This is a genomic window from Longimicrobiaceae bacterium, assembly GCA_036375715.1.
Lineage (GTDB): Bacteria > Gemmatimonadota > Gemmatimonadetes > Longimicrobiales > Longimicrobiaceae > DASVBS01.
In genome coordinates this window covers 198,396-216,811 of the sequence record DASVBS010000060.1, presented here as the reverse complement: position 1 = coordinate 216,811, position 18,416 = coordinate 198,396, and the positions used below count along the sequence as shown (strand labels likewise).

The window sequence follows — 18,416 nt, the reverse complement described above, 5'->3', positions numbered from 1 at the left end:
TGTACGTTATTCGTTATCCGTTATCCGTTGTCGGTTATCCGTTCGGACCTGCAATCTGGCCTCGACGCACAGTCCAGTAAGAAAAAGGACCGGTCACCGCTCCGGAGTGGCCAGTCCTTTTCTATTCGCCTGCTGTCCGACTCTCGCGGATTGAAGCCGACTCACTCGTCGGAGCGGATAACGGATAACGGATAACCGATAATGACCGATAACCGATACCGCCTCACCCCCGCGCTTCCAACGCGCTCGCCACCCGATCCGCAATCTCGCGCAGCGCCCTGCCGGCCGCGGAGTCGGGCGAGGCGAGGACGGTGGGGTGGCCCGTATCGCCCCCCTCGCGAACCGCCATCTCGAGCGGAATCCGACCGAGGAACGGCACCTCGGCGACGCGCGCGAGCTCCTCGCCGCCGCCGCGCCCGAAGAGGTCGTACTCAGTGCCGCAGCAGGGACAGACGAACCCCGCCATGTTCTCCACCACACCGAGCACCGGCGTGTTCACCCGCTCGAACATCTTGATGGCGCGGCGAACGTCGCCGGTGGAGACGTCCTGCGGTGTGGTCACCATGACGGCTCCGTCGACGTCCACCGTCTGAGCCAGCGAGAGCTGCGCGTCGCCGGTGCCGGGCGGCATGTCGACCACCAGCAGATCCAGCTTTCCCCACTCGACCTGCTCCAGGAACTGCTTCAGGATCCCGGAGATCATGGGACCGCGCATGATGGCCGGCTGCGCCTCCTCCAGCAGCAGTCCCAGGCTCATGATGCGGATGCCGTGTACCTCCAGGGGCTCGATCTTCTCCGCCCCCTTGCTCCCGGTGACGCGTGGTCGACGGTGCTCACCCAGCATGGTGGGCACGTTGGGACCGTAGATGTCGGCGTCCAGGAGGCCAACCCGGCGGCCGTTCGCTCCGAGTGCCGCCGCCAGGTTCACGGCCACCGTGCTCTTGCCCACACCCCCCTTCCCCGAGCTGACCGCGATCACCCGATCGAAGTTCGCGCGTAGCCGCGCGGCCGGCTTCGGAGCGGGCACCGTCCCCGGCTTCAGGCCGGGCTTGGGAACCGCCGGCCCGCGCCGCGTCGGACCTCCGGCGGCGGGAAGGGCCACATCGATCTTCACCTTCCGCACACCCTCGACCGCCTCCGCCGCCGCCCTGGCCGACCGGACCAGCGTGCCCGGATCCTCGGCCTGGAGGGCGAATCGGAAGCGCACCATGCCGTCTTCGCTGGCCTGGAGGTCCCGAACGCGACCCGTCGAGACCACGTCCTCGCCGCGCGCATCGCGAACCTGCGTCAGGGCGGCTGCGACACGGCGCAGGAGCTGTTCACCCGTGGGGTTCATCTATGTGATACCTTCATTCGAAAGCGAACGCGCCGACGATCGCCCGACCGTCGGGACCCCGCTGCGGTCGAGGGGAAGCTAACAGCGCTACAGGACAAAGCAAAACGCCGGCGCTCCAGAGCGCCGGCGGCAAGGTGAAGCTGGACTTGCAAAGCGGATCAGACCGCCTGGACTTCGCTCACTTCGGGGACCATCGCCCGGATCCGCCGCTCGATGCCACGCTTCACCGTCAACGAGGAGATCGGACACGCGCCACACGCCCCGGTCAGACGGAGTTGAAGGACACCATCCTCATCCAGGCTGACGAATTCCACGTCGCCGCCGTCGATCTGCAGTGCCGGGCGGATCGTGTCGAGCGTGCTCTCGATCCGATCTCGAAGGCTGGCTGGCGCTTCGGCCGGGGGAAGCGGGTTGATCATGGCGTGAAATCTAGCCTCGACAGGCCCCGGAGGTCAAGTTTACGGATCCCCGAAGCCCGTTCCTTGCAAGGTTTAGGGCCATTCGCACGAGTCCCTGAGGGCGTGCGCCCCGGGCCGACCTCTGGGGCCGCCTCTGTTCGAATGAGGAGAGCCGATGAGTAGCATTCCCAAGCTTCCGATACCGGTGAACGAGCCGGTGAACAGCTATGCGCCAGGCACGCCCCAGCGTGACGCACTGAAGGCCGCGCTGGACCGGATGGCGGGTGAGCACCTCGACATTCCGCTGATCATCGGCGGGGAGGAGGTCCGCACCGGCGATCTCGGTCGGGCCGTGATGCCTCATGCGCACGCGCACGAGCTGGCAACGTGGCACCGCGCGGGTGAGGCGGAAGCGCAGCGTGCGGTGGAAGCTGCGCTCACCGCCCAGCGGGAATGGGCGAGCTGGGGGTGGGAGGACCGCGCAGCGGTGTTTCTGCGCGCGGCGGAGCTCCTTTCCACCCGGTGGCGTCCGATCCTGAACGCCGCGACCATGCTCGGCCAGAGCAAGACGGCTCACCAGGCGGAGATCGACAGCGCCTGCGAGCTGATCGACTTCTGGCGCTTCAACGTGCACTTCGCCCGCCAGATGTTCGAGGACCAGCCGAACTCGTTGCGCGGCACCTGGAACCATCTGGATTACCGGCCGCTCGAGGGGTTCGTCTATGCGGTGACGCCGTTCAACTTCACGGCCATCGCGGGGAACCTGCCCACCGCGCCAGCTCTGATGGGCAACACGGTGGTCTGGAAGCCGTCTGACAAGGCGATGCTGAGCGGCTACTACATCGTCAAGCTGTTGGAAGAGGCGGGCCTTCCGCCGGGAGTGATCAACTTCGTTCCCGGCGATCCGGTGGCGATCACCCGAGTGCTGACCTCGAGCCCGGAGCTCGCAGGAATCCATTTCACCGGCTCGACCCGCGTGTTCCAGAACATCTGGCAGCAGGTGGGTGAACGGATCTCCACCTATCGGAGCTATCCGCGGCTGGTGGGGGAGACGGGTGGGAAGGATTTCATCGTAGCCCACGCCAGCGCCGACCCGCAGGCGCTCTGCACCGCGATCGTGCGGGGCGGATACGAGTACCAGGGGCAGAAATGCTCCGCCGCCTCGCGGGTCTACATCCCCGAGTCGCTGTGGCCGCAGGTGCGCGACATCACCGTCTCCATGCTGGAGCGCGTGCGGGTAGGCGACGTGCGAGACTTCCGCAACTTCATGGGCGCGGTGATCGACCGAACCGCCTTCGACAAGATCGTCGGCTACATCGAAGACGCTCGCAGAACGGACGGGGTGGAGATCCTGTACGGAGGCGAAGCGGACGACTCGGTCGGGTATTTCATCCAGCCGACGCTGATACGGGTGACTGACCCGGGGTACCGGTTGATGCAGGAGGAGGTTTTCGGCCCGGTGGTGGCCGTGTACGTCTATCCCGACGCCCGCTGGAGCGAGACCCTCGAGCTCGTCGATCGGACTTCGCCCTATGGGCTCACCGGCGCGGTCTTCGCCAACGATCGGCGGGCGCTTCGCGAGGCGCACGTCGCGCTGCGACACGCGGCGGGCAACTTCTACATCAACGATAAGCCCACGGGGGCCGTGGTCGGTGAACAGCCCTTCGGAGGGGGGCGGGCCAGCGGGACGAACGACAAGGCCGGCTCCATCATCAACCTGTATCGGTGGGTGAACGCCCGCACCGTCAAGGAGACCTTCGCCCCGCCCCGCGACTTCGCCTATCCGTTCATGGCGGAGGAGTGACGGCGGGCAGCCTCCCGGGCTTCCACTTCGTAAGGATTGTCGTGGTAGCCGAAGCGGAGGGTGGCCAGGGTGTAGCGGAGCGGGAAGAGGGGATCGGCGCGCCACTGACGCACGTGGGCGAGCTCGTGCGCGAGCAGCTCGGGCGTGAGCCGCGCCGCGGGGTCTAAAATGATCGTGCGCCGCAGGGTGACGGCGGCAGCGGGGTAGCGTGAGCGGATCAGCAGCCCGCCGATCCGCGGCACGAGCCGTCCGCGGCGCAATCTCACGCCGTGTGGAAGGCTGTCCGGCGGCAGCTCCGCGGGCGGCTCCATGGGGTCGCCGAAAAGCAGGTTGGTAGCCCGCCGCAAGAGCCTCATTCTCCGATTCGTTCGGGTCGATCCTGGTTCTCATCACGGACGCGGAGGGAGATCGTCCCCTCCTCGTCGGTCCTGGCCACGTCGACTCCGGTGGAGCGGAGCCTGGCCAGGACAGCCGGCGCGGGATGACCGTAGCGATTGCCCCGACCGACCGAGATGACCACGAGCTCGGGATCGACAGCTTGCAGAAAGCTCGCCGAGGTGGAGGTCGCGCTGCCGTGGTGGCCCGCCTTGAGCACGTCCGCGTCCAGGTGCGCCCCATACCTGCGAATCAGCTCCCGTTCCACGTCGGATGAGGCGTCGCCAGGGAGCAGGAGCGAGAACTCACCGTAGCGGAGCAGCGCGACGGCGCTCGCCTCGTTCGTCTCCACTTCTCCGGCGAGGAGCACTCGATCAGGCCAGAGAAAGCGTAGCTCGATTCCATCCAGGCGCAACACCCGGCCATCTCGCGCGGCAAGCCATTCCGCCCCTTCGCTCTGTACCTCCTGCAGCAACTCGAGGTAGAGCTCCTTCCCGACGGCCAGGCCAGGCTCGATGATGCGCTCCACCTCCAATGCGCGCAGAACCGCCGGTGCGCCGCCGATGTGATCCAGATCGGGGTGCGTCAGGATCAGCGCTGACAACCGGCCCACACCACGGGCTCGGAAGAAGGGGACCACCCTGCGCTCCCCTGCGTCGTATTCCCTCCCTCGCGGCCCCGCATCCACGAGCAGCCAGCGTCCCCGCGGCGTGCGAACGGCAATCGCATCTCCCTGCCCCACGTCGATGAAGTGGATCTCCAGGCCGCGAGAGGAGGCGTTGACGGCGATCGGCCAGACGATGATGGCGGTGGCCGCGACGCCGGTCGCGACGGTGGCGCGGACCAGACCGCTCCCGCGCCGCACGAGCACCAGCGTGGTGCCCGCCGCGACGGTTGCGAGACCCCAGGCAAATAGATCGGCCCGGTCGACGGTGGCGTTCGCGTAGGGAGCATTGGCGGCGACCGTGGCCACCCGGTCGAGCAGATCCAGCGAGAGCCCCGCGCCGGAGGCTAGCAGGTCCGCAAGGGGCCGCACCGGCGCAGCCACCGCCGCAGCCAGCACCCCGATGAGCGCCAGGCTGGTCAGCGGAATCGCCGGCAGGTTGGAGAGGATGGCGATCGGCGCGACAGTGCCGAAGTGGTAGGCGGTGATCGGAGCGGTGGCGAGGAAGGCGGCTACGCTCACGAGGGTGGTGTCCGCGATCCACTTCCACGGAGTACCACGGGTCATGCGCGCCACCCTGCGACCGAAGATCCGCTGCCCGGCAATGATTCCGAACACGCCTGCGAAAGAGAGCTGCAGGCCGACGTCGAGGACGGCAAGAGGGTCGATGGCCAGGAGCAAGAGCGTGGTGCCCGCCGCAATGGGCAGTACGGCCGCCGGCCGCTGCAGCAGCACGGACAGCAGCGCAAGGGTCACCATCACTCCCGCTCGCGCGGCCGAGGCGGGCGCTCCGATCACGGCCAGGTAGACGGACGTCAGGCCGATGGTGCTCCAGGTGATTCGCCGGCGGGGCATGCGTAGCGCGCTCCCCAGCACCAGCAGCACGGCGGCGAAGACCGCCACATGGCTCCCGGAGATGGCCAGCAGGTGGGAAAGTCCGGCGCGAGCGAAGCGATTGCGGACTTCCGGGTCGAGGCGCTCCCTCCTCCCGAGGAGCAACGCCTCGACCATGCCGAAGTGGCGCGGGAAGATATCGTGCAGGTGGGCCTCCGTGCGCCCGCGCAACGTGAGCAGCGGATGGCGTGAGAAGGCAGGCGGCTCGATCCGGAGGCTATCGACCGAACGGAGGTAGCCGGCGCGAAACCCGTCCACCGGCCAGGGTCCACCGTTGTCGAGGCGGCGGCTGCGCACCCAGGTCCCTTCGAAGACAACGCGGCTGCCCGCGAGGGCCGCGGGCGCCCCCCACGGAAGCAGAGTCCGCACCGGTGCCCTGCACCGCTGCTCTCCTCGACGGATGACCGCGTGCTCGAGCGGTAGGAGTGGAGGGCCGTCCGCGGCCTCCCCCGGGAAGATGCCCGCTCCGAGCACCCCCTCGACCTCCACCTTCGCCTGATCCGGTAGACTGAGCCGGCAATCGGAAGAGGCCGCGCGCAGCGCCCCCAGCGATGCGCCCGCGCCGGCGAAGGCGGCAACCAGCAGCAGCTCGTGCAGGTCCTTCCCGCCACTCGGGCGGGGCGTCTGCCTCCAGCACGCCAGCAGGATGGCAGCGGTGCTCAGCCAGAGGGGAAGGGCCGGTGGAGCGAAGCGGAGTGCGGGGAGAAGACCAGCGAGGAAGACGAGGACGACAACGACGAGGGGAGGGAGGAACACAGGTCACGGAGGATAGCGCGGTGGCGGTTCCGCGTCGCCGTCGCCGCCGGGTGGCGGTGCCTCGGCAGGTGGTGCATGGGGACGCGGGGCCGACACCCAGCCGGGGGAATCGTCGCGACCCGGATCGACTCCGTCAGCCAACCGGTCTCGCTCAACAGGCGGAGACCGCCGCGGTCGATGAGGGCTATCGACCTCCGCGAACCCCGCCTCCCGGAGGGCCCGGCGCACCCGCAGGTCGTGCCGAAGCCCCACCAGGAACATGGTGACCATTCCCAGGAGAAACGCCAGGAAGATCAGCGGAACCAGCGGCACCCGGTAGAGCGTGGTGAAGCCCAGGTCGAGCGCCACCCGTTCTCCCGTGTTGAACGAAGCGAAGAGCGCCGCCAGGAGGGCGATCAGCGCCAGCGCAGCCCAACGCCACGCGAGCCTCCGGCTCATGCCACGCGCTGCTGGCTCCCGTCCCGCACCAGCTCGCCGGTAAAGGTGGCTCCCGTCGTCTCCAGCAGACGCACGTGGACGAACTGGCCCACCAGCGACAGCGGGCCCTCGAACGAAACAACCTTGTTCCCTTCCGTGCGGCCCTGCAGGCCCCCCCGCCGGGCCTCCTTCTCCACCAGCACCTCCTCCACCCGACCCAACCGCGAGCGATAGATCTCCGTCTGGATCTCGCGGTGCACGTCGATCAGCCGCCGCAGGCGCTGGTGGGCCACCTCCTCCGACAGGAACTGGTCCGCCGGAAGCCTCGTTGCGGGAGTCCCCTCCCGCGGCGAGAACCGGTACAGGTACGCGTCGTCGAAGCGAATCTCCCGCATCAGATCGAGCGTGGCCTCGAACTCCTCCTCGGTCTCGCCGGGGAAGGCGACGATCACGTCGGTGGAGAGGGCGATCTCCGGAATCGCTTCACGTACCCACGAGATCTTCTCCCGGTACTCCTCGACTGTGTACCGCCTCAGCATCCGCTTCAGGGTGCGGTTGTGACCCGACTGGACCGGCAGGTGGAGCTGGTTGCAGACGGCCGGCTCCTCCGCCATCACCTCCACCAGCTCGCGCGTGAAGTCGTTCGGATGAGGCGAGGTGAAGCGAACCCTGCGAATGCCCGGGACGCGCGCCACCTCTCGCAGCAAACGCGGGAAATCCCACCCCTGCGCCCGGTAGGAGTTGACCGTCTGCCCCAACAGCGTCACCTCCACCACGCCGCTGTCCACCAGGGCGCGGACCTCGTGCAGGATCTCCGCCGGGGCGCGGTTCTTTTCATTGCCGCGAACGTAGGGGACAATGCAGTACGTGCAGCGATAATTGCACCCGCGCTGCACCGGGACCCAGGCGGAGACGCTCGTGGTGCGCCGCGGCACCACCCCCTCGTAGTTCTCGAACGGGTCGAAGTCGAGCACCGTGAGCCCACGCTGCCCCTGGCCCATCACCGGCAGCGACCGGGAAGCGGGAGGCGGACCAGCGGACCGGGACCGCAGGGAGGCGATCGCTTCGGGCAGGCGCCGGTAGCCGTCAGGACCCATCACCAGGTCCACCCCGCCGGAGCGGCTGAGGAGATCCTCCCCCATGCGCTGGGCCATGCAGCCGGTGACTCCGATGATCACCCCGGGGCGCCCCTCCCGGTACCGCTGTAGCTGACCCACGCGCCCCAGCACCCGCTGCTCCGCGTGATCTCTCACCGCACAGGTGTTGACCAGGATCACATCGGCGTCGTCGGGGCTTTCCGCCTCGCCATAACCGTGCTCCGCCAGAATGCCCCTCATCAACTCGGTGTCGCTGAGGTTCATCTGGCAGCCGTAGGTCTCGATATACGCCTTCATCCCGGCCATTACACTCCAGGTTCTGCCGATTCACGCACCAATATAACCCGGCTCTCGGAGAGAAGCGGTTACGCCCGGGCCCAGGATCCGAAGAGGGGGAAACGTGCGCAGATCTCGCGCACCTCGCCGCGAACGCGCTCCAGCACGGCCTCGTCGTCCGGCGCGGAGACCACGGCATCGATCATCCGGGCGATCTCCCGCATCTCCGTCACGCCCAGCCCGCGCGTGGTCAGCGCCGGCGTGCCGATGCGGATCCCGGAGGTAACGAAGGGGGAGGCAGTCTCGCCCGGTACGGTGTTCTTGTTCACCGTGATCCCCGCGCGGTCCAGTGCGCGCTCGGCGTCGCGCCCGGTGATTCCCTTCCCCCGCAGGTCGACCAGCAGGAGATGGGTGTCAGTGCCACCTGAAACGAGGTCGAAACCCAGCTCCAGCAGCGCCTCGGCCAGCGCCGCCGCGTTGGCGACGACCTGCCTGATGTACTCCTTGAATTCGGGCTGCAGCGCCTCCTTGAACGACACCGCCTTGGCGGCGATGACGTGCATCAGCGGACCGCCCTGGATGCCCGGGAAGATCTGCTTGTCTACGACGCGCGCATGCTCTTCCGTGCACAGGATGAGCCCGCCCCGCGGTCCGCGCAGCGTCTTGTGCGTGGTCGAGGTGACGACGTCCGCGAACGGGACGGGGCTCGGGTGCAGCCCCGCGGCCACCAGCCCGGCGATATGCGCCATGTCGACCATCAGCCGCGCCCCGGACTCGCGCGCGATCTCGGCGAACGCCTCGAAATCCAGCGTGCGCGGATAAGCGCTGGCCCCGGCGACGATCAGCTTCGGCCGGTGCTGGAGCGCCAGATCGCGCACCTGGGCGTAATCGACCCGGTGATCGTCGGGGCGAACGCCGTAGGCGATCACATTATACAGCCGCCCGCTGAAATTCACCGGCGAACCGTGCGTCAGGTGCCCTCCCTCGGAGAGGTTCATCCCGAGGATGGTGTCGCCGGGCTCGAGCAGCGCGAAATACGCCGCCATGTTCGCCTGGGCGCCCGAATGGGGCTGCACATTGGCATGGTCGGCACCGAAGAGCTCCAGCAGCCGCTGCTGCGCGAGGCGCTCGACCTCGTCGACCACCTCGCACCCGCCGTAGTAGCGCTTGCCGGGGTACCCCTCGGCGTACTTGTTGGTCAGCACGGAGCCCATCGCCTGCAGCACCGCCTGGGAAACGAAGTTCTCCGAGGCGATCATCTCCAGCTGGTTCTCCTGCCGGTCGGCTTCCGCGACGAGGAGGTCGTGGATCTCGAAATCTGTATCGTTGAGGGCTTCCATGGTCAGCGGATCGGGTTCGCGAGGCGGCTTCGGAAGCATGGGATTTTAACCGGATCTGCCGTCGATGTCGAGAGTTGTGTCACCTCTCCGGGCGCGCACGAATGCTCATGCGTGGCGGTTCCTTGCGAACCCGGCAGGGTTACTCTATACTTGCCCTTGGTTGAAATTGATTCTCAACACGATCACAGTACATGCTCACCGCCTGGCTTCGTCGAATCACTCCTGACACGGCCCGCGAGAGGGCCCGCTGTACCGCCTGTCCACTGTCGGTGTGCCGGCGTGGAATCCGTGCGGCGGTGCTACGGATGGATTGCGAAGGTTGCGAGGCGGAGCGGCTCCGCAACCTAGGGCTCTTCGAGGGGGCCTGCGTGCGCGTCCTCGAGTCACAGGATGGCTTGCTGCTGGACGTACGCGGATCACGGGTGGCCGTCGGTGCCGCGCTCGCGTCGGTGATCACCGTGCTCCCTCTGGGCTCCTGATCGTGTCGAGGTCGTTGGCCCGGCTGCGGCCGGGGGAGAAGGGTCGGGTTACACAGATCGACGAAACCCGGCCGGCGATGAAGCGGCTCATGGATCTCGGCATCACGCGCGGGGCCACGATCGAGGTCATTCGCGCTGCCCCGCTCGGCGATCCCATCGAGGTCCGGCTGCGAGGCTTCATGCTGACACTGCGCCGCGCGGAGGCGGAGCACATCACGGTAGATGGATGAACACGGTCGGCACTGACGTTCCTGTGTCCCCATCGCCCTCGTCGACGCGAAGCTCGCGCGGCGGGGGCGATGCGCACAGGGCCGAGGCGGAGCGCCCCCTTCGGGTTGCCCTGATCGGCAATCCCAACACCGGCAAGAGCACGCTGTTCAACGCCCTCACGGGTATGCGGCAGCGGGTGGGCAACTACTCGGGGGTGACGGTGGAGCGCGTCGAAGGGCGCTACACCAGCGCCTCGGGCCGGCGGGTGCGCGTGCTCGACCTTCCCGGCACCTACAGCCTCTCCGCCAGCTCCCCCGACGAGGAGATCGCGCTGAGCGTGCTGCTCGGCCGCGCTGCGGACGTGGAGGAGCAGGATGTGGTCGTGGTGGTGGTGGATGCGCAGAACCTAGAGCGCAACCTCTTCCTCGCGAGCCAGGTGCTGGAGCTCGGGCTGCCGACGGTGATCGCCCTCAACCAGGTCGACGCTGCCGAGGCTGCCGGAATCCAGGTGGATGCGGTCGAGCTCACGCTCGAGCTGGGGGCACCGGTGGTGGCCACGGTTGCGACCCGCGGCCAGGGTCTGGACGTCCTGCGGAAAGCGATCGAGCGCGCCCCGGAGCTCCCGCGTCCGGAGCGGAAGATGGAGCTGCCGGAGGAGCTGACCGCAGCGCTCGCGCCCGTTGAGCGCTGCCTGGTCGACGCCGGACTCTCCCCCGCCGCCGCCGCAATGGAGGCGCTCCGGCTGCTGGCCGTGACCGAGATGGAGGGCCACCTGCGCGGCATCGCCGATCTTGCTGAGGTGGCTGAGGCCGCGCGGCAGGAATTGCAGGAGAAGGGCTACCATCCGCGCGCCCTCGAGGCCGAGATGCGCTACGGGTGGATCGCGGAGGTGGTGGAGCGCACGGTGCACCGGCGGACCGCACGCGGCAACTCCCTCACTGACCGGATCGACGCGGTGCTGCTCCACCGCGTGGCGGGCCCGCTGATCTTTCTCTTCCTGATGGCGATCGTCTTCCAGTCGATCTTCAGCTGGGCCGAGCCCGTCATGGGGGCGGTCGAGGGGGCGGTCGCGGGGCTGGGCAACTTGGTGGGGGCGCTGCTCCCCGAAGGAGACCTTCAGAGCCTGATCGTCGACGGAGTGATCGCGGGAGTGGGGAGCGTGGTCGTCTTCCTTCCGCAGATCGTGATCCTTTTCCTCTTCATAGGCTTCCTCGAGGACACCGGGTACATGGCCCGGGCGGCCTTCATCATGGACCGCTTCATGCGCGGCGTGGGGCTGCACGGGCGCAGCTTCATCCCCATGCTCTCGGGCTATGCCTGTGCGGTGCCGGGGATCATGGCCACGCGCACGATCGAGAACGAGAAGGACCGGCTGGTCACGATCATGGTCGTGCCGCTGATGAGCTGTAGCGCCCGGCTGCCAGTGTACACGCTGATGATCGGCACCTTCATTCCGCCGATCACCGTCGCCGGGATCTTCAACCTGCGCGGCGTCACACTCCTCTCGATGTACCTGCTGGGCACGGTGACGGCGCTCGCTGTCGCGGCCCTCTTCAAGCGCACGCTGCTGCGCGGGCCGACCCGCCCGATGATCATGGAGCTGCCGCCCTACCGGCTGCCCGATCCCAAGAGCCTGCTGCTCACTGTGTCACACCGGGCAGGGCTGTTCCTGAAGCGCGCGGGGACGATCATCCTTGCCCTCTCGATCGTCCTCTGGGCGCTGGCGACCTACCCGAAGTCGACCCCGCCGCCGACCGCCGCGCCCGAGCTGGCGCAGGAGCAGCAGCTCGCGCAGAGCTTCCTCGGTCAGGCCGGCCAGGCGGTGGCCCCACTGGTGGAGCCGCTCGGGTTCGACTGGAAGATCGGGGTTTCGATCCTCAGCTCTTTCGCTGCCCGCGAGGTCTTCGTGGCGACGATGGGGACCATCTACGGGGTGGGCGAGGCGGACGAGACCTCGTCGGCGCTGCGCGAGAAGCTGCGGACGGAAATCAATCCGCTCACCGGAGAGCCCGTCTACACCCCGCTGGTGGCAGTCGCACTGATGGTCTTCTACGTCTACGCCATGATGTGCATGAGCACCAACGCGGTGGTGGTGCGGGAGACGGGCGGAGGGCTGAAGGGATTGAAGTGGGCCGGCTTCCAGTTCGCCTACATGCTGGTGCTGGCTTACACCGCCGCCTTCCTGGTCTACCGCGGCGGCCTGGCTCTCGGATTCGGTACCTGAGGAGGAAATCGTGGACCCACAGACGGTTCAGTCGCTGATCGTCGCGCTGATCGTAGCCGGTGCCGCGCTCTTCATGGGCCTCCGCGTGTATCGCACGATCAGCACCTCGCGAGCACGGAAGAAGGCAGGCGGGTGTGGGGGAGGGTGCTGCGACTAATTTTGGATTTCGAATTTTGAATTTTGAATTGGAGGCGCGAAGCGTTCTGCTTAGGTCGTATTTCGTAATACCAGCCGCGAGGCTGGCGCCCCCTTCAATTCAAAATACAAAATTCAAACAAAATGCGTGCTCGGCGCTACGCGCCGAGCACGCTTGCTATTGCCCATCCTCCCACCAGCAGGAAGCCGGCGCAGGAGAGCCAGAGGAAGATGTCCCAGGCGAGGCCGGGGGCGAGGCGCTCGTCCAGGCGGCGATAGCGGAAGTACAGGACGGCTACGCCGAGCATGGGAAGCATGACCGCCTGGGCAACGCCGCTGGCGAGCACCATGGCCACGGGGGCGCGCACGAAGATCAGGATTCCAACAGCCACCAGTGGCCAGAGGACACTGATGATGCGCGTCCAGCGGGCGCGGGTCTCCTCCCGTCCGTCGTGCGCACCGAATAGACCGAGGCCGTCGGCGACCATCCGAGCGTTCCCGGCTGCGGCGACGAAGAAGGTCGAATAGAGAACCGCGAACGACCCCACCAGGAAGAGGGGCTGGGACCACGAGCCGAAGATAGGTGCGTACATCTCGGCCAGCGTCCGGACCATCGTTCCGCCTTCGGGATTCAACCCTACCCTCCAGAGCACGCCCGCCCCGAGCATGTAAAAGGCGACGGTTGCGAAGGTATACACGACCATCGAGACCCAGGCGTCGGTCTGCAGCACGCGGATCCACCCGCGGGCGCGCTCGGCCCAGCTCTCCGTCGTGGCGCGCGGCCCGGTCCACACGGCGTACCCCTTCTCGAGACACCAGTACGGGTACATGATCAGCTCGGCCGAGCCCAGGCCGATGATCCCGAAGGCGGCAAGAGCGGTCGCCACCGGTCTGACCCCCGGCGCCTCCGGCGGAAGCCGGAAAGCCAGGCCGGAGAAGAACTCCGCGGCACTTGCTCCCCAGACGGTCGCCTCCAGCGCGATCACGGAGATTACCGTCATCGCGGTGAACGCCATCACCAGGATGGTGGAAACCGCCTGGATGAGCCGATAGCGCCCGACGTACAGGAGGATCGCGGTGATCACGGCCACGATCACCGCCCAGAGGTAAGCGTCATTCGGCTCGGGTAGGGCGCCGGCACGCAGGGCCAGCGAATCGGCTGCCAGCTGCAACGTCTCCACGTCGCCGGCTCCGGTGCGCTGCGCCAGCGCCGCCTCCACTCTCGCTCGCGTCGCCTCGCCCTGAACCGCCCCGTAGGCTTCCCCCGCCTCGGTCAGCGGCCAGGCGATCGCCAGCGCCTGCCCCACGCCACCGACGATCCCGCCCTGCTGGGAGACGATGAGCACCGTCATCGCCGCCCAGTACCAGACGAGCCAGTTCACCCGCAGCCTGGGCCCGGGCACCTCGTCCAGGGCGCTCAGCGGTGTGCGCCCCCAGGTGATCGCGTACCGCCCCAGCTCGACCTGGGCGAAGACCTTGATCACACACCCGAGGATGATGAGCCAGAGCAGGGTGAATCCGGCCTCTGCGCCTACCTTGGTGGTCGCAATCAGCTCACCCGAGCCCACGATGGAGCCCGCGATGATCATCCCCGGGCCGAGCTTGAGCAGGGTGGAGCCGAACGTTCTGGGCGGCGATTCGATCCCGCCGGCAGCGAGCGTCGGCGCGGTCGATGGGGACGGAGATGGCGACTGGGAGTCGGTGGTGTCGTGTGGCACGGATGCTCGTCAACCGGTCTGGTAGAGGCGCGCCTGCTCGCCGTAGCGCTGCTCCAGTTCGTGCGCGAGGCGAGGATGGTCGGTAAGGCTCGGATCGTCCTCCACCAACCGCCGAGCTTCACTTCGGGCCGCGATCAGCAGCGAAGCATCGCGGGAGAGGTCGGCGAAGCGGAAGGCGGGGATTCCGGACTGTCGCTCGCCGAAGAGGTCCCCCTGGCCGCGCAGCCGGAGATCCTCTTCCGCGATGCGGAAGCCATCCTCGGTGGACGCGAACAGCCGTAGCCGCTCGATCGCCCCGGGGTGGGCCTGCAACAGCACGCAGTAGCTTTGTTCTCCCCCTCGCCCGACCCGGCCGCGCAGCTGGTGGAGCTGCGACAGCCCGAAGCGCTCGGCGTGTTCGATCACCATTACCGTCGCGTTCGGAACATCGATTCCCACCTCCACGACGCTCGTCGCTACCAGGACGTCGATCTTCCCCGCCGCAAACTCGCGCATCACCCGGTCCTTCTCCTCGCCGGGCATCTGGCCGTGCAGCAGTCCCAGGCGTAGCTCCGGGAAGACCTCGCGGCTGAGGTGCTCGAACTCGTCGGTGGCCGCCTTCAGCTGCATGGCCTCGGACTCCTCCACCAGCGGGAATACCAGGTAGGCCTGGCGTCCGGCCCGCACCTGCTCACGAACGAACTCGAGCACCGCCGTACGCGCCGAGGGCGGCCGTAGCGCCGTTCGGACCGGACGCCGCCCGGGAGGCCGTTCGTCGAGCACTGAGAGGTCGAGGTCGCCGTAGAGAGTAAGCGCCAGCGATCGCGGGATCGGGGTGGCGGACATCAGCAGGACATCCGGCTCGGGATCCCCGTCTCCGCCGCCCATCTCCGCGAGGGTGAGACGCTGACGGACGCCGAACCGGTGCTGCTCGTCCACTACTGCTAACCCGAGCCGATGGAACCGCACCCCCTCCTGGATGAGGGCGTGGGTGCCTACGACGATCTGCGCCTCGCCGCTTGCGATCGCCCTCAAGGCCTGCCGCCGCGCGGCCGCACCCATGCGACCGGTGAGCAACTGCACGCGCACCGGCAGCTCCCCCAGCAGCGACCGCAGCGTGCGGACGTGCTGCTCCGCGAGGATCTCCGTCGGCGCCATGAGCGCGGCCTGATAGCCGTTCTCCACCGCCCGGAGCATGGCCATCAGGGCGACCACCGTCTTGCCGGCACCCACGTCCCCCTGCAGCAGACGGTGCATGCGACGATCGCTCGCCATGTCCTCGCCGATCTCGCGGAGAACACGCTTCTGCGCCCGCGTCAGCTGGAAGGGAAGGTTTCGGTAGAATGGGCGCATCAACGTGTCCCGTCGCTCGAAGGCGATCCCCCTTCGCTCGACGCTCTGTTCGTGGTGCGTGCGGGCGTGCAGGAGCTGCAGGTAGAACAACTCGTCGAAAGCGAGCCGGCGCCTCCCCTGCTCCGCTTCCACCAGGCTCTCCGGGCGGTGGAGGAACCGAAGGGCGACCTCGATCGGCGGCAGCCCGTGTCTGTCCAGCACCTCGGCCGGGATGGGGTCCCCCTCCTCGGCCAGATCGCGCAGCAAATCCTCGAGGTTCGCCCGGATCAGCTTGCGCATCTGCCACTGGGGTAGGCCCTCGGTGGCGGGGTAGACCGGGAAGACAGCGCCAACCTCGGCCCCGGCGGACTCACCCGCCCTCGCCAGAATGACGTACTCGCGCGGCTGCAGCTGACGCCCATGGAAGAAGCGCACGGTCCCGGTGGCAAGCACGAGGTCGCCAGGGCGGAAAACCCGGTCGAGGAAGGGCTGCCCTGGCCAGGCACACTCGATCAGCCCGCTGCGATCGCGCAGCACCACCTGGAAGATCCGCAGCCCCTTGCGGGTGGGGAGCACCCCCTGGGAAACGATGCGTCCGACCACTGTCGCGTCCATCCCGGCCTCCAGTGTCCGGATCGGACGGATCGTGGAGGCATCCTCGTAGCGACGCGGCACGTGATACAGGACATCCCGCGCCGTCACCAACCCCAACTTCCCCAGCAACGCCGACCGCCGCGGACCGACCCCCTTCAGGAACTGGACGGGCCGGTCGAGGGGGCGGTAGGGCAACGACATCGGAGCTCGGCGCAGATTGCAGACTCTCTGAAAAATTACGAATTACGAATTACAGACGGCGGGTCTCGGAGTTCGAGGCTCGACGCCTTCCTTGGAAGGAGCCGCCAGTAAAGACAATCACCCTGCGTTGCGAGTACGAGTTTCCCGCGGCGCCCGAAATCTTCGTAATTCGTAATTCGTAATTCGTAATTCGTAATTCAAGCCGTGAGCACTTCCTCCGCAAACTCCTCGATGTCGAACGGCACCAGATCGTCGATGCCCTCGCCGACGCCGATGAATTTCACCGGGAGGTCGAACTCCTCTTTGAGGGCGACGACCACGCCGCCCTTGGCAGTGCTGTCCATCTTGGTGAGGATGAGGCCGGTGAGGTCGATCGACTCGCCGAAGGTCCGCACCTGGGCCATGGCGTTCTGGCCGACGGTCGAGTCGAGCACCAGCAGCCGCTCGTGCGGAGCACCGGGGAGCTTGCGGGCGATGACGCGCTGGATCTTCTCGAGCTCCTGCATCAGGCCGTGCTGGGTGTGCAGCCGCCCCGCGGTGTCGATGATGGCGATGTCGGCGTTGTTAGCCATGGCGGTGTCCACCGCGTCGAAGGCCACCGCGGCCGGATCCCTGCCCGGCTCGCTGCCGACGAAGTCGCACCCGACGCGCTCTGCCCATCGCTGCAGCTGGTCGATCGCTCCCGCGCGGAAGGTATCGCCCGCGGCGATGAGCGGCTTTCGTCCCTGCTGCTTGAAGCGATACGCCAGCTTGCCGATGGTGGTGGTCTTGCCGACACCGTTCACCCCGGCAATGAGGATCACCGTCGGGCCGCCGTCGAAGTTGAAGCGCAGCGCGGTGTCGGCGCGACCCGCCGAAAGAATGGCGATGATCTCGCGCCGCACGGCGTCGAGGAATTCCTGGTGCGACCGGGCTTCTCCCCTGGATGCAAGAGTCTCGACCGCACCGACCAGCCGCAGCGTGGCCGCCACCCCGAAGTCGGCGGCGATCAGTAGCTCCTCGAGGCGCTCCAGCGACCCCTCGTCGACGCCCCCCCGCGCCAGCACCGTGACATCGGTGAGCGCGACGTCGCGGATCCGCTCCCAGAGCGACTTCCTGGATTCTTCCTTCTTCTTGAATAGCCGGGACATGACTCGAATTACGAATTACGAATTGCGGGATCTGAATTTTGAATTATGAATTTTGAATTTTGAATTATGGCCTGGTTGCCTAGGTCACGGCTTGTCACCCAGATCACGACTTTGTCATTCTGAGCGAAACGAAGGATCGCGTACAAGCACGGGATCGGCCGGGATCCTTCCTCGTTCCGGACGACATAAGAATGGCCAGTAATTCGTAATTCGTAATTTTCCTGCAACCCCCTCCGACGCCGGCTCCCAAACGAAGCCCGCCCGCGGAGGGGACACCCCGCGGGCGGATACACCCGATCGGCCGGCTCGTTCTCTCAGCTTCGCAAACGCCGGAGCGCGTCGGCCACGTCGACGCGGCCCTCGTAGATCGCCTTGCCGACGATCACTCCGGCAATGCCGCCCCGCTCGCGGGCGGCGCGTCCCACGGCCTCCACGTCTTCGAGCCGCGCAACGCCGCCGGAGACGATCACCTCCAGGCCGGTCGCCTCGGCCAGCGCCAACGAGGTCTCCAGGTTCGGGCCGGCCAGCATGCCATCCCGCTCGATGTCGGTGTAGACCACGATGCGCGCCCCGCGCGCGTGAAGCAGGCGGCCGAGGTCGAAGAGATCCATCCCGCTCTCCTCGCGCCATCCCCGCACCGCCGGCCTTCGCCCGCGCGCGTCGAGGCCGACCACGGTACGTTCGACGCCCCAGCGCTGCACCGCGCGCTCGACCAGCGATGGGTCCTCCACCGCCGCGGTGCCGATCACCGCTCGACGAACCGGTCCGTCGAGCACCTCCTCGAGATCCGCCTCCGTACGAAGCCCCCCGCCCGTCTGCACCTGGAGTGGCGTGCGCTCCGCCAGCTCGCGGATGAGCCGTCGGTTGGATCCCTCACCGAAGGCGGCGTCGAGGTCCACCACGTGGAGCCATTCAGCGCCGGCCTCGGCGAATTGCTCGGCAACCCGAAACGGATCGGTATCGTAGACCGTCTCCCGCTGCGCGTCCCCTTTCTCCAGGCGCACGCAGCGACCCTGACGCAGGTCGATCGCTGGAAGGAGCACGGGCTCCTTCCGCA

The 18,416-nt window shown here is 67.5% G+C and carries 16 protein-coding genes; 5 read left to right on the top strand and 11 right to left on the bottom strand.

The genetic code is table 11. The features are described from left to right. Window positions 1-223: 223 nt before the first annotated feature. Both VF167_12190 and VF167_12185 read right to left on the bottom strand, forming a co-directional pair. Window positions 224-1,336, bottom strand: coding sequence for an Mrp/NBP35 family ATP-binding protein (locus tag VF167_12190; protein ID HEX6926171.1), 1,113 nt, complete (start codon window positions 1,334-1,336; stop codon window positions 224-226). 158 nt (window positions 1,337-1,494) lie between these two features. Continuing rightward, complete coding sequence (locus VF167_12185; GenBank protein HEX6926170.1) at window positions 1,495-1,755, bottom strand: NifU family protein; 261 nt, start codon at window positions 1,753-1,755, stop codon at window positions 1,495-1,497. Window positions 1,756-1,909: 154 nt separating this feature from the next. On the opposite strand from VF167_12185, the gene pruA reads away from it, so the two are divergent. Continuing rightward, complete coding sequence (pruA, locus tag VF167_12180; protein HEX6926169.1) at window positions 1,910-3,538, top strand: L-glutamate gamma-semialdehyde dehydrogenase; 1,629 nt, start codon at window positions 1,910-1,912, stop codon at window positions 3,536-3,538. Here the strand turns inward: pruA and VF167_12175 are convergent. The 5 genes from VF167_12175 to glyA are packed head-to-tail and all read right to left on the bottom strand — an operon-like array spanning window position 3,514 to window position 9,357. Then, window positions 3,514-3,894: a DUF4157 domain-containing protein gene (locus VF167_12175; protein HEX6926168.1), complete on the bottom strand. Its 381-nt coding sequence runs from the start codon at window positions 3,892-3,894 to the stop codon at window positions 3,514-3,516. The two genes, pruA and VF167_12175, sit on opposite strands and share 25 nt — an antisense overlap. Beyond that, window positions 3,891-6,227 (bottom strand): DNA internalization-related competence protein ComEC/Rec2, encoded by a 2,337-nt coding sequence (locus tag VF167_12170; GenBank protein ID HEX6926167.1) that lies wholly within the window; start codon window positions 6,225-6,227, stop codon window positions 3,891-3,893. The genes VF167_12175 and VF167_12170 overlap by 4 nt, the downstream gene beginning before the upstream one ends. A gap of 3 nt (window positions 6,228-6,230) precedes the next feature. Next, a complete protein-coding gene (locus VF167_12165) occupies window positions 6,231-6,665 on the bottom strand; it encodes a LapA family protein (GenBank protein HEX6926166.1) in 435 nt (144 codons plus the stop codon). Beyond that, entirely contained in the window at window positions 6,662-8,047 is a 1,386-nt protein-coding gene (gene miaB / locus VF167_12160; protein ID HEX6926165.1) for a tRNA (N6-isopentenyl adenosine(37)-C2)-methylthiotransferase MiaB, read from the bottom strand. Before miaB ends, VF167_12165 begins: the two co-directional genes overlap by 4 nt. 59 nt (window positions 8,048-8,106) lie before the next feature. Next, window positions 8,107-9,357, bottom strand: a complete 1,251-nt coding sequence (gene glyA / locus VF167_12155) for a serine hydroxymethyltransferase (protein HEX6926164.1) — start codon at window positions 9,355-9,357, stop codon at window positions 8,107-8,109. A 191-nt stretch (window positions 9,358-9,548) separates the two neighbouring features. On the opposite strand from glyA, the gene VF167_12150 reads away from it, so the two are divergent. From VF167_12150 to VF167_12135, 4 genes are read left to right on the top strand one after another with little or no spacing between them, the layout of a single operon-like run. Continuing rightward, window positions 9,549-9,836 (top strand): FeoA family protein, encoded by a 288-nt coding sequence (locus tag VF167_12150; GenBank protein HEX6926163.1) that lies wholly within the window; start codon window positions 9,549-9,551, stop codon window positions 9,834-9,836. Window positions 9,837-9,838: 2 nt separating this feature from the next. Further along, a complete protein-coding gene (locus VF167_12145) occupies window positions 9,839-10,066 on the top strand; it encodes a FeoA family protein (protein HEX6926162.1) in 228 nt (75 codons plus the stop codon). After that, window positions 10,063-12,270 carry a ferrous iron transport protein B gene (gene feoB, locus VF167_12140; GenBank protein ID HEX6926161.1) on the top strand — a complete coding sequence of 736 codons (2,208 nt, stop codon included), beginning with the start codon at window positions 10,063-10,065 and terminating at the stop codon, window positions 12,268-12,270. Before VF167_12145 ends, feoB begins: the two co-directional genes overlap by 4 nt. Before the next feature lie 10 nt (window positions 12,271-12,280). After that, window positions 12,281-12,427 (top strand): hypothetical protein, encoded by a 147-nt coding sequence (locus VF167_12135; GenBank protein HEX6926160.1) that lies wholly within the window; start codon window positions 12,281-12,283, stop codon window positions 12,425-12,427. Between the two features lie 136 nt (window positions 12,428-12,563). Here VF167_12135 and VF167_12130 read toward each other — a convergent pair whose 3' ends face one another. The 4 genes from VF167_12130 to hisA all read right to left on the bottom strand — a co-directional run bounded on the left by VF167_12130 (window position 12,564) and on the right by hisA (window position 18,402). After that, window positions 12,564-14,123: an Nramp family divalent metal transporter gene (locus VF167_12130; GenBank protein HEX6926159.1), complete on the bottom strand. Its 1,560-nt coding sequence runs from the start codon at window positions 14,121-14,123 to the stop codon at window positions 12,564-12,566. Window positions 14,124-14,132: 9 nt separating this feature from the next. Continuing rightward, on the bottom strand, window positions 14,133-16,229 hold the full coding sequence (recG, locus tag VF167_12125) for an ATP-dependent DNA helicase RecG (GenBank protein HEX6926158.1): 2,097 nt from the start codon (window positions 16,227-16,229) through the stop codon (window positions 14,133-14,135). A gap of 197 nt (window positions 16,230-16,426) precedes the next feature. Next, window positions 16,427-17,359: a signal recognition particle-docking protein FtsY gene (gene ftsY, locus VF167_12120; GenBank protein ID HEX6926157.1), complete on the bottom strand. Its 933-nt coding sequence runs from the start codon at window positions 17,357-17,359 to the stop codon at window positions 16,427-16,429. A 314-nt stretch (window positions 17,360-17,673) separates the two neighbouring features. After that, on the bottom strand, window positions 17,674-18,402 hold the full coding sequence (gene hisA / locus VF167_12115) for a 1-(5-phosphoribosyl)-5-[(5-phosphoribosylamino)methylideneamino]imidazole-4-carboxamide isomerase (protein ID HEX6926156.1): 729 nt from the start codon (window positions 18,400-18,402) through the stop codon (window positions 17,674-17,676). Window positions 18,403-18,416: the final 14 nt, after the last annotated feature.

Bases quoted from the DNA above. Each gene is read 5' to 3' on its own strand.
- VF167_12190 (HEX6926171.1), bottom strand. From the start codon at position 1,336: ATGAACCCCACGGGTGAACAGCTCCTGCGCCGTGTCGCAGCCGCCCTG.
- VF167_12185 (HEX6926170.1), bottom strand. From the start codon at position 1,755: ATGATCAACCCGCTTCCCCCGGCCGAAGCGCCAGCCAGCCTTCGAGAT.
- pruA (HEX6926169.1), top strand. From the start codon at position 1,910: ATGAGTAGCATTCCCAAGCTTCCGATACCGGTGAACGAGCCGGTGAAC.
- VF167_12175 (HEX6926168.1), bottom strand. From the start codon at position 3,894: ATGAGGCTCTTGCGGCGGGCTACCAACCTGCTTTTCGGCGACCCCATG.
- VF167_12165 (HEX6926166.1), bottom strand. From the start codon at position 6,665: ATGAGCCGGAGGCTCGCGTGGCGTTGGGCTGCGCTGGCGCTGATCGCC.
- miaB (HEX6926165.1), bottom strand. From the start codon at position 8,047: ATGGCCGGGATGAAGGCGTATATCGAGACCTACGGCTGCCAGATGAAC.
- glyA (HEX6926164.1), bottom strand. From the start codon at position 9,357: ATGGAAGCCCTCAACGATACAGATTTCGAGATCCACGACCTCCTCGTC.
- VF167_12150 (HEX6926163.1), top strand. From the start codon at position 9,549: ATGCTCACCGCCTGGCTTCGTCGAATCACTCCTGACACGGCCCGCGAG.
- feoB (HEX6926161.1), top strand. From the start codon at position 10,063: ATGAACACGGTCGGCACTGACGTTCCTGTGTCCCCATCGCCCTCGTCG.
- recG (HEX6926158.1), bottom strand. From the start codon at position 16,229: ATGTCGTTGCCCTACCGCCCCCTCGACCGGCCCGTCCAGTTCCTGAAG.
- ftsY (HEX6926157.1), bottom strand. From the start codon at position 17,359: ATGTCCCGGCTATTCAAGAAGAAGGAAGAATCCAGGAAGTCGCTCTGG.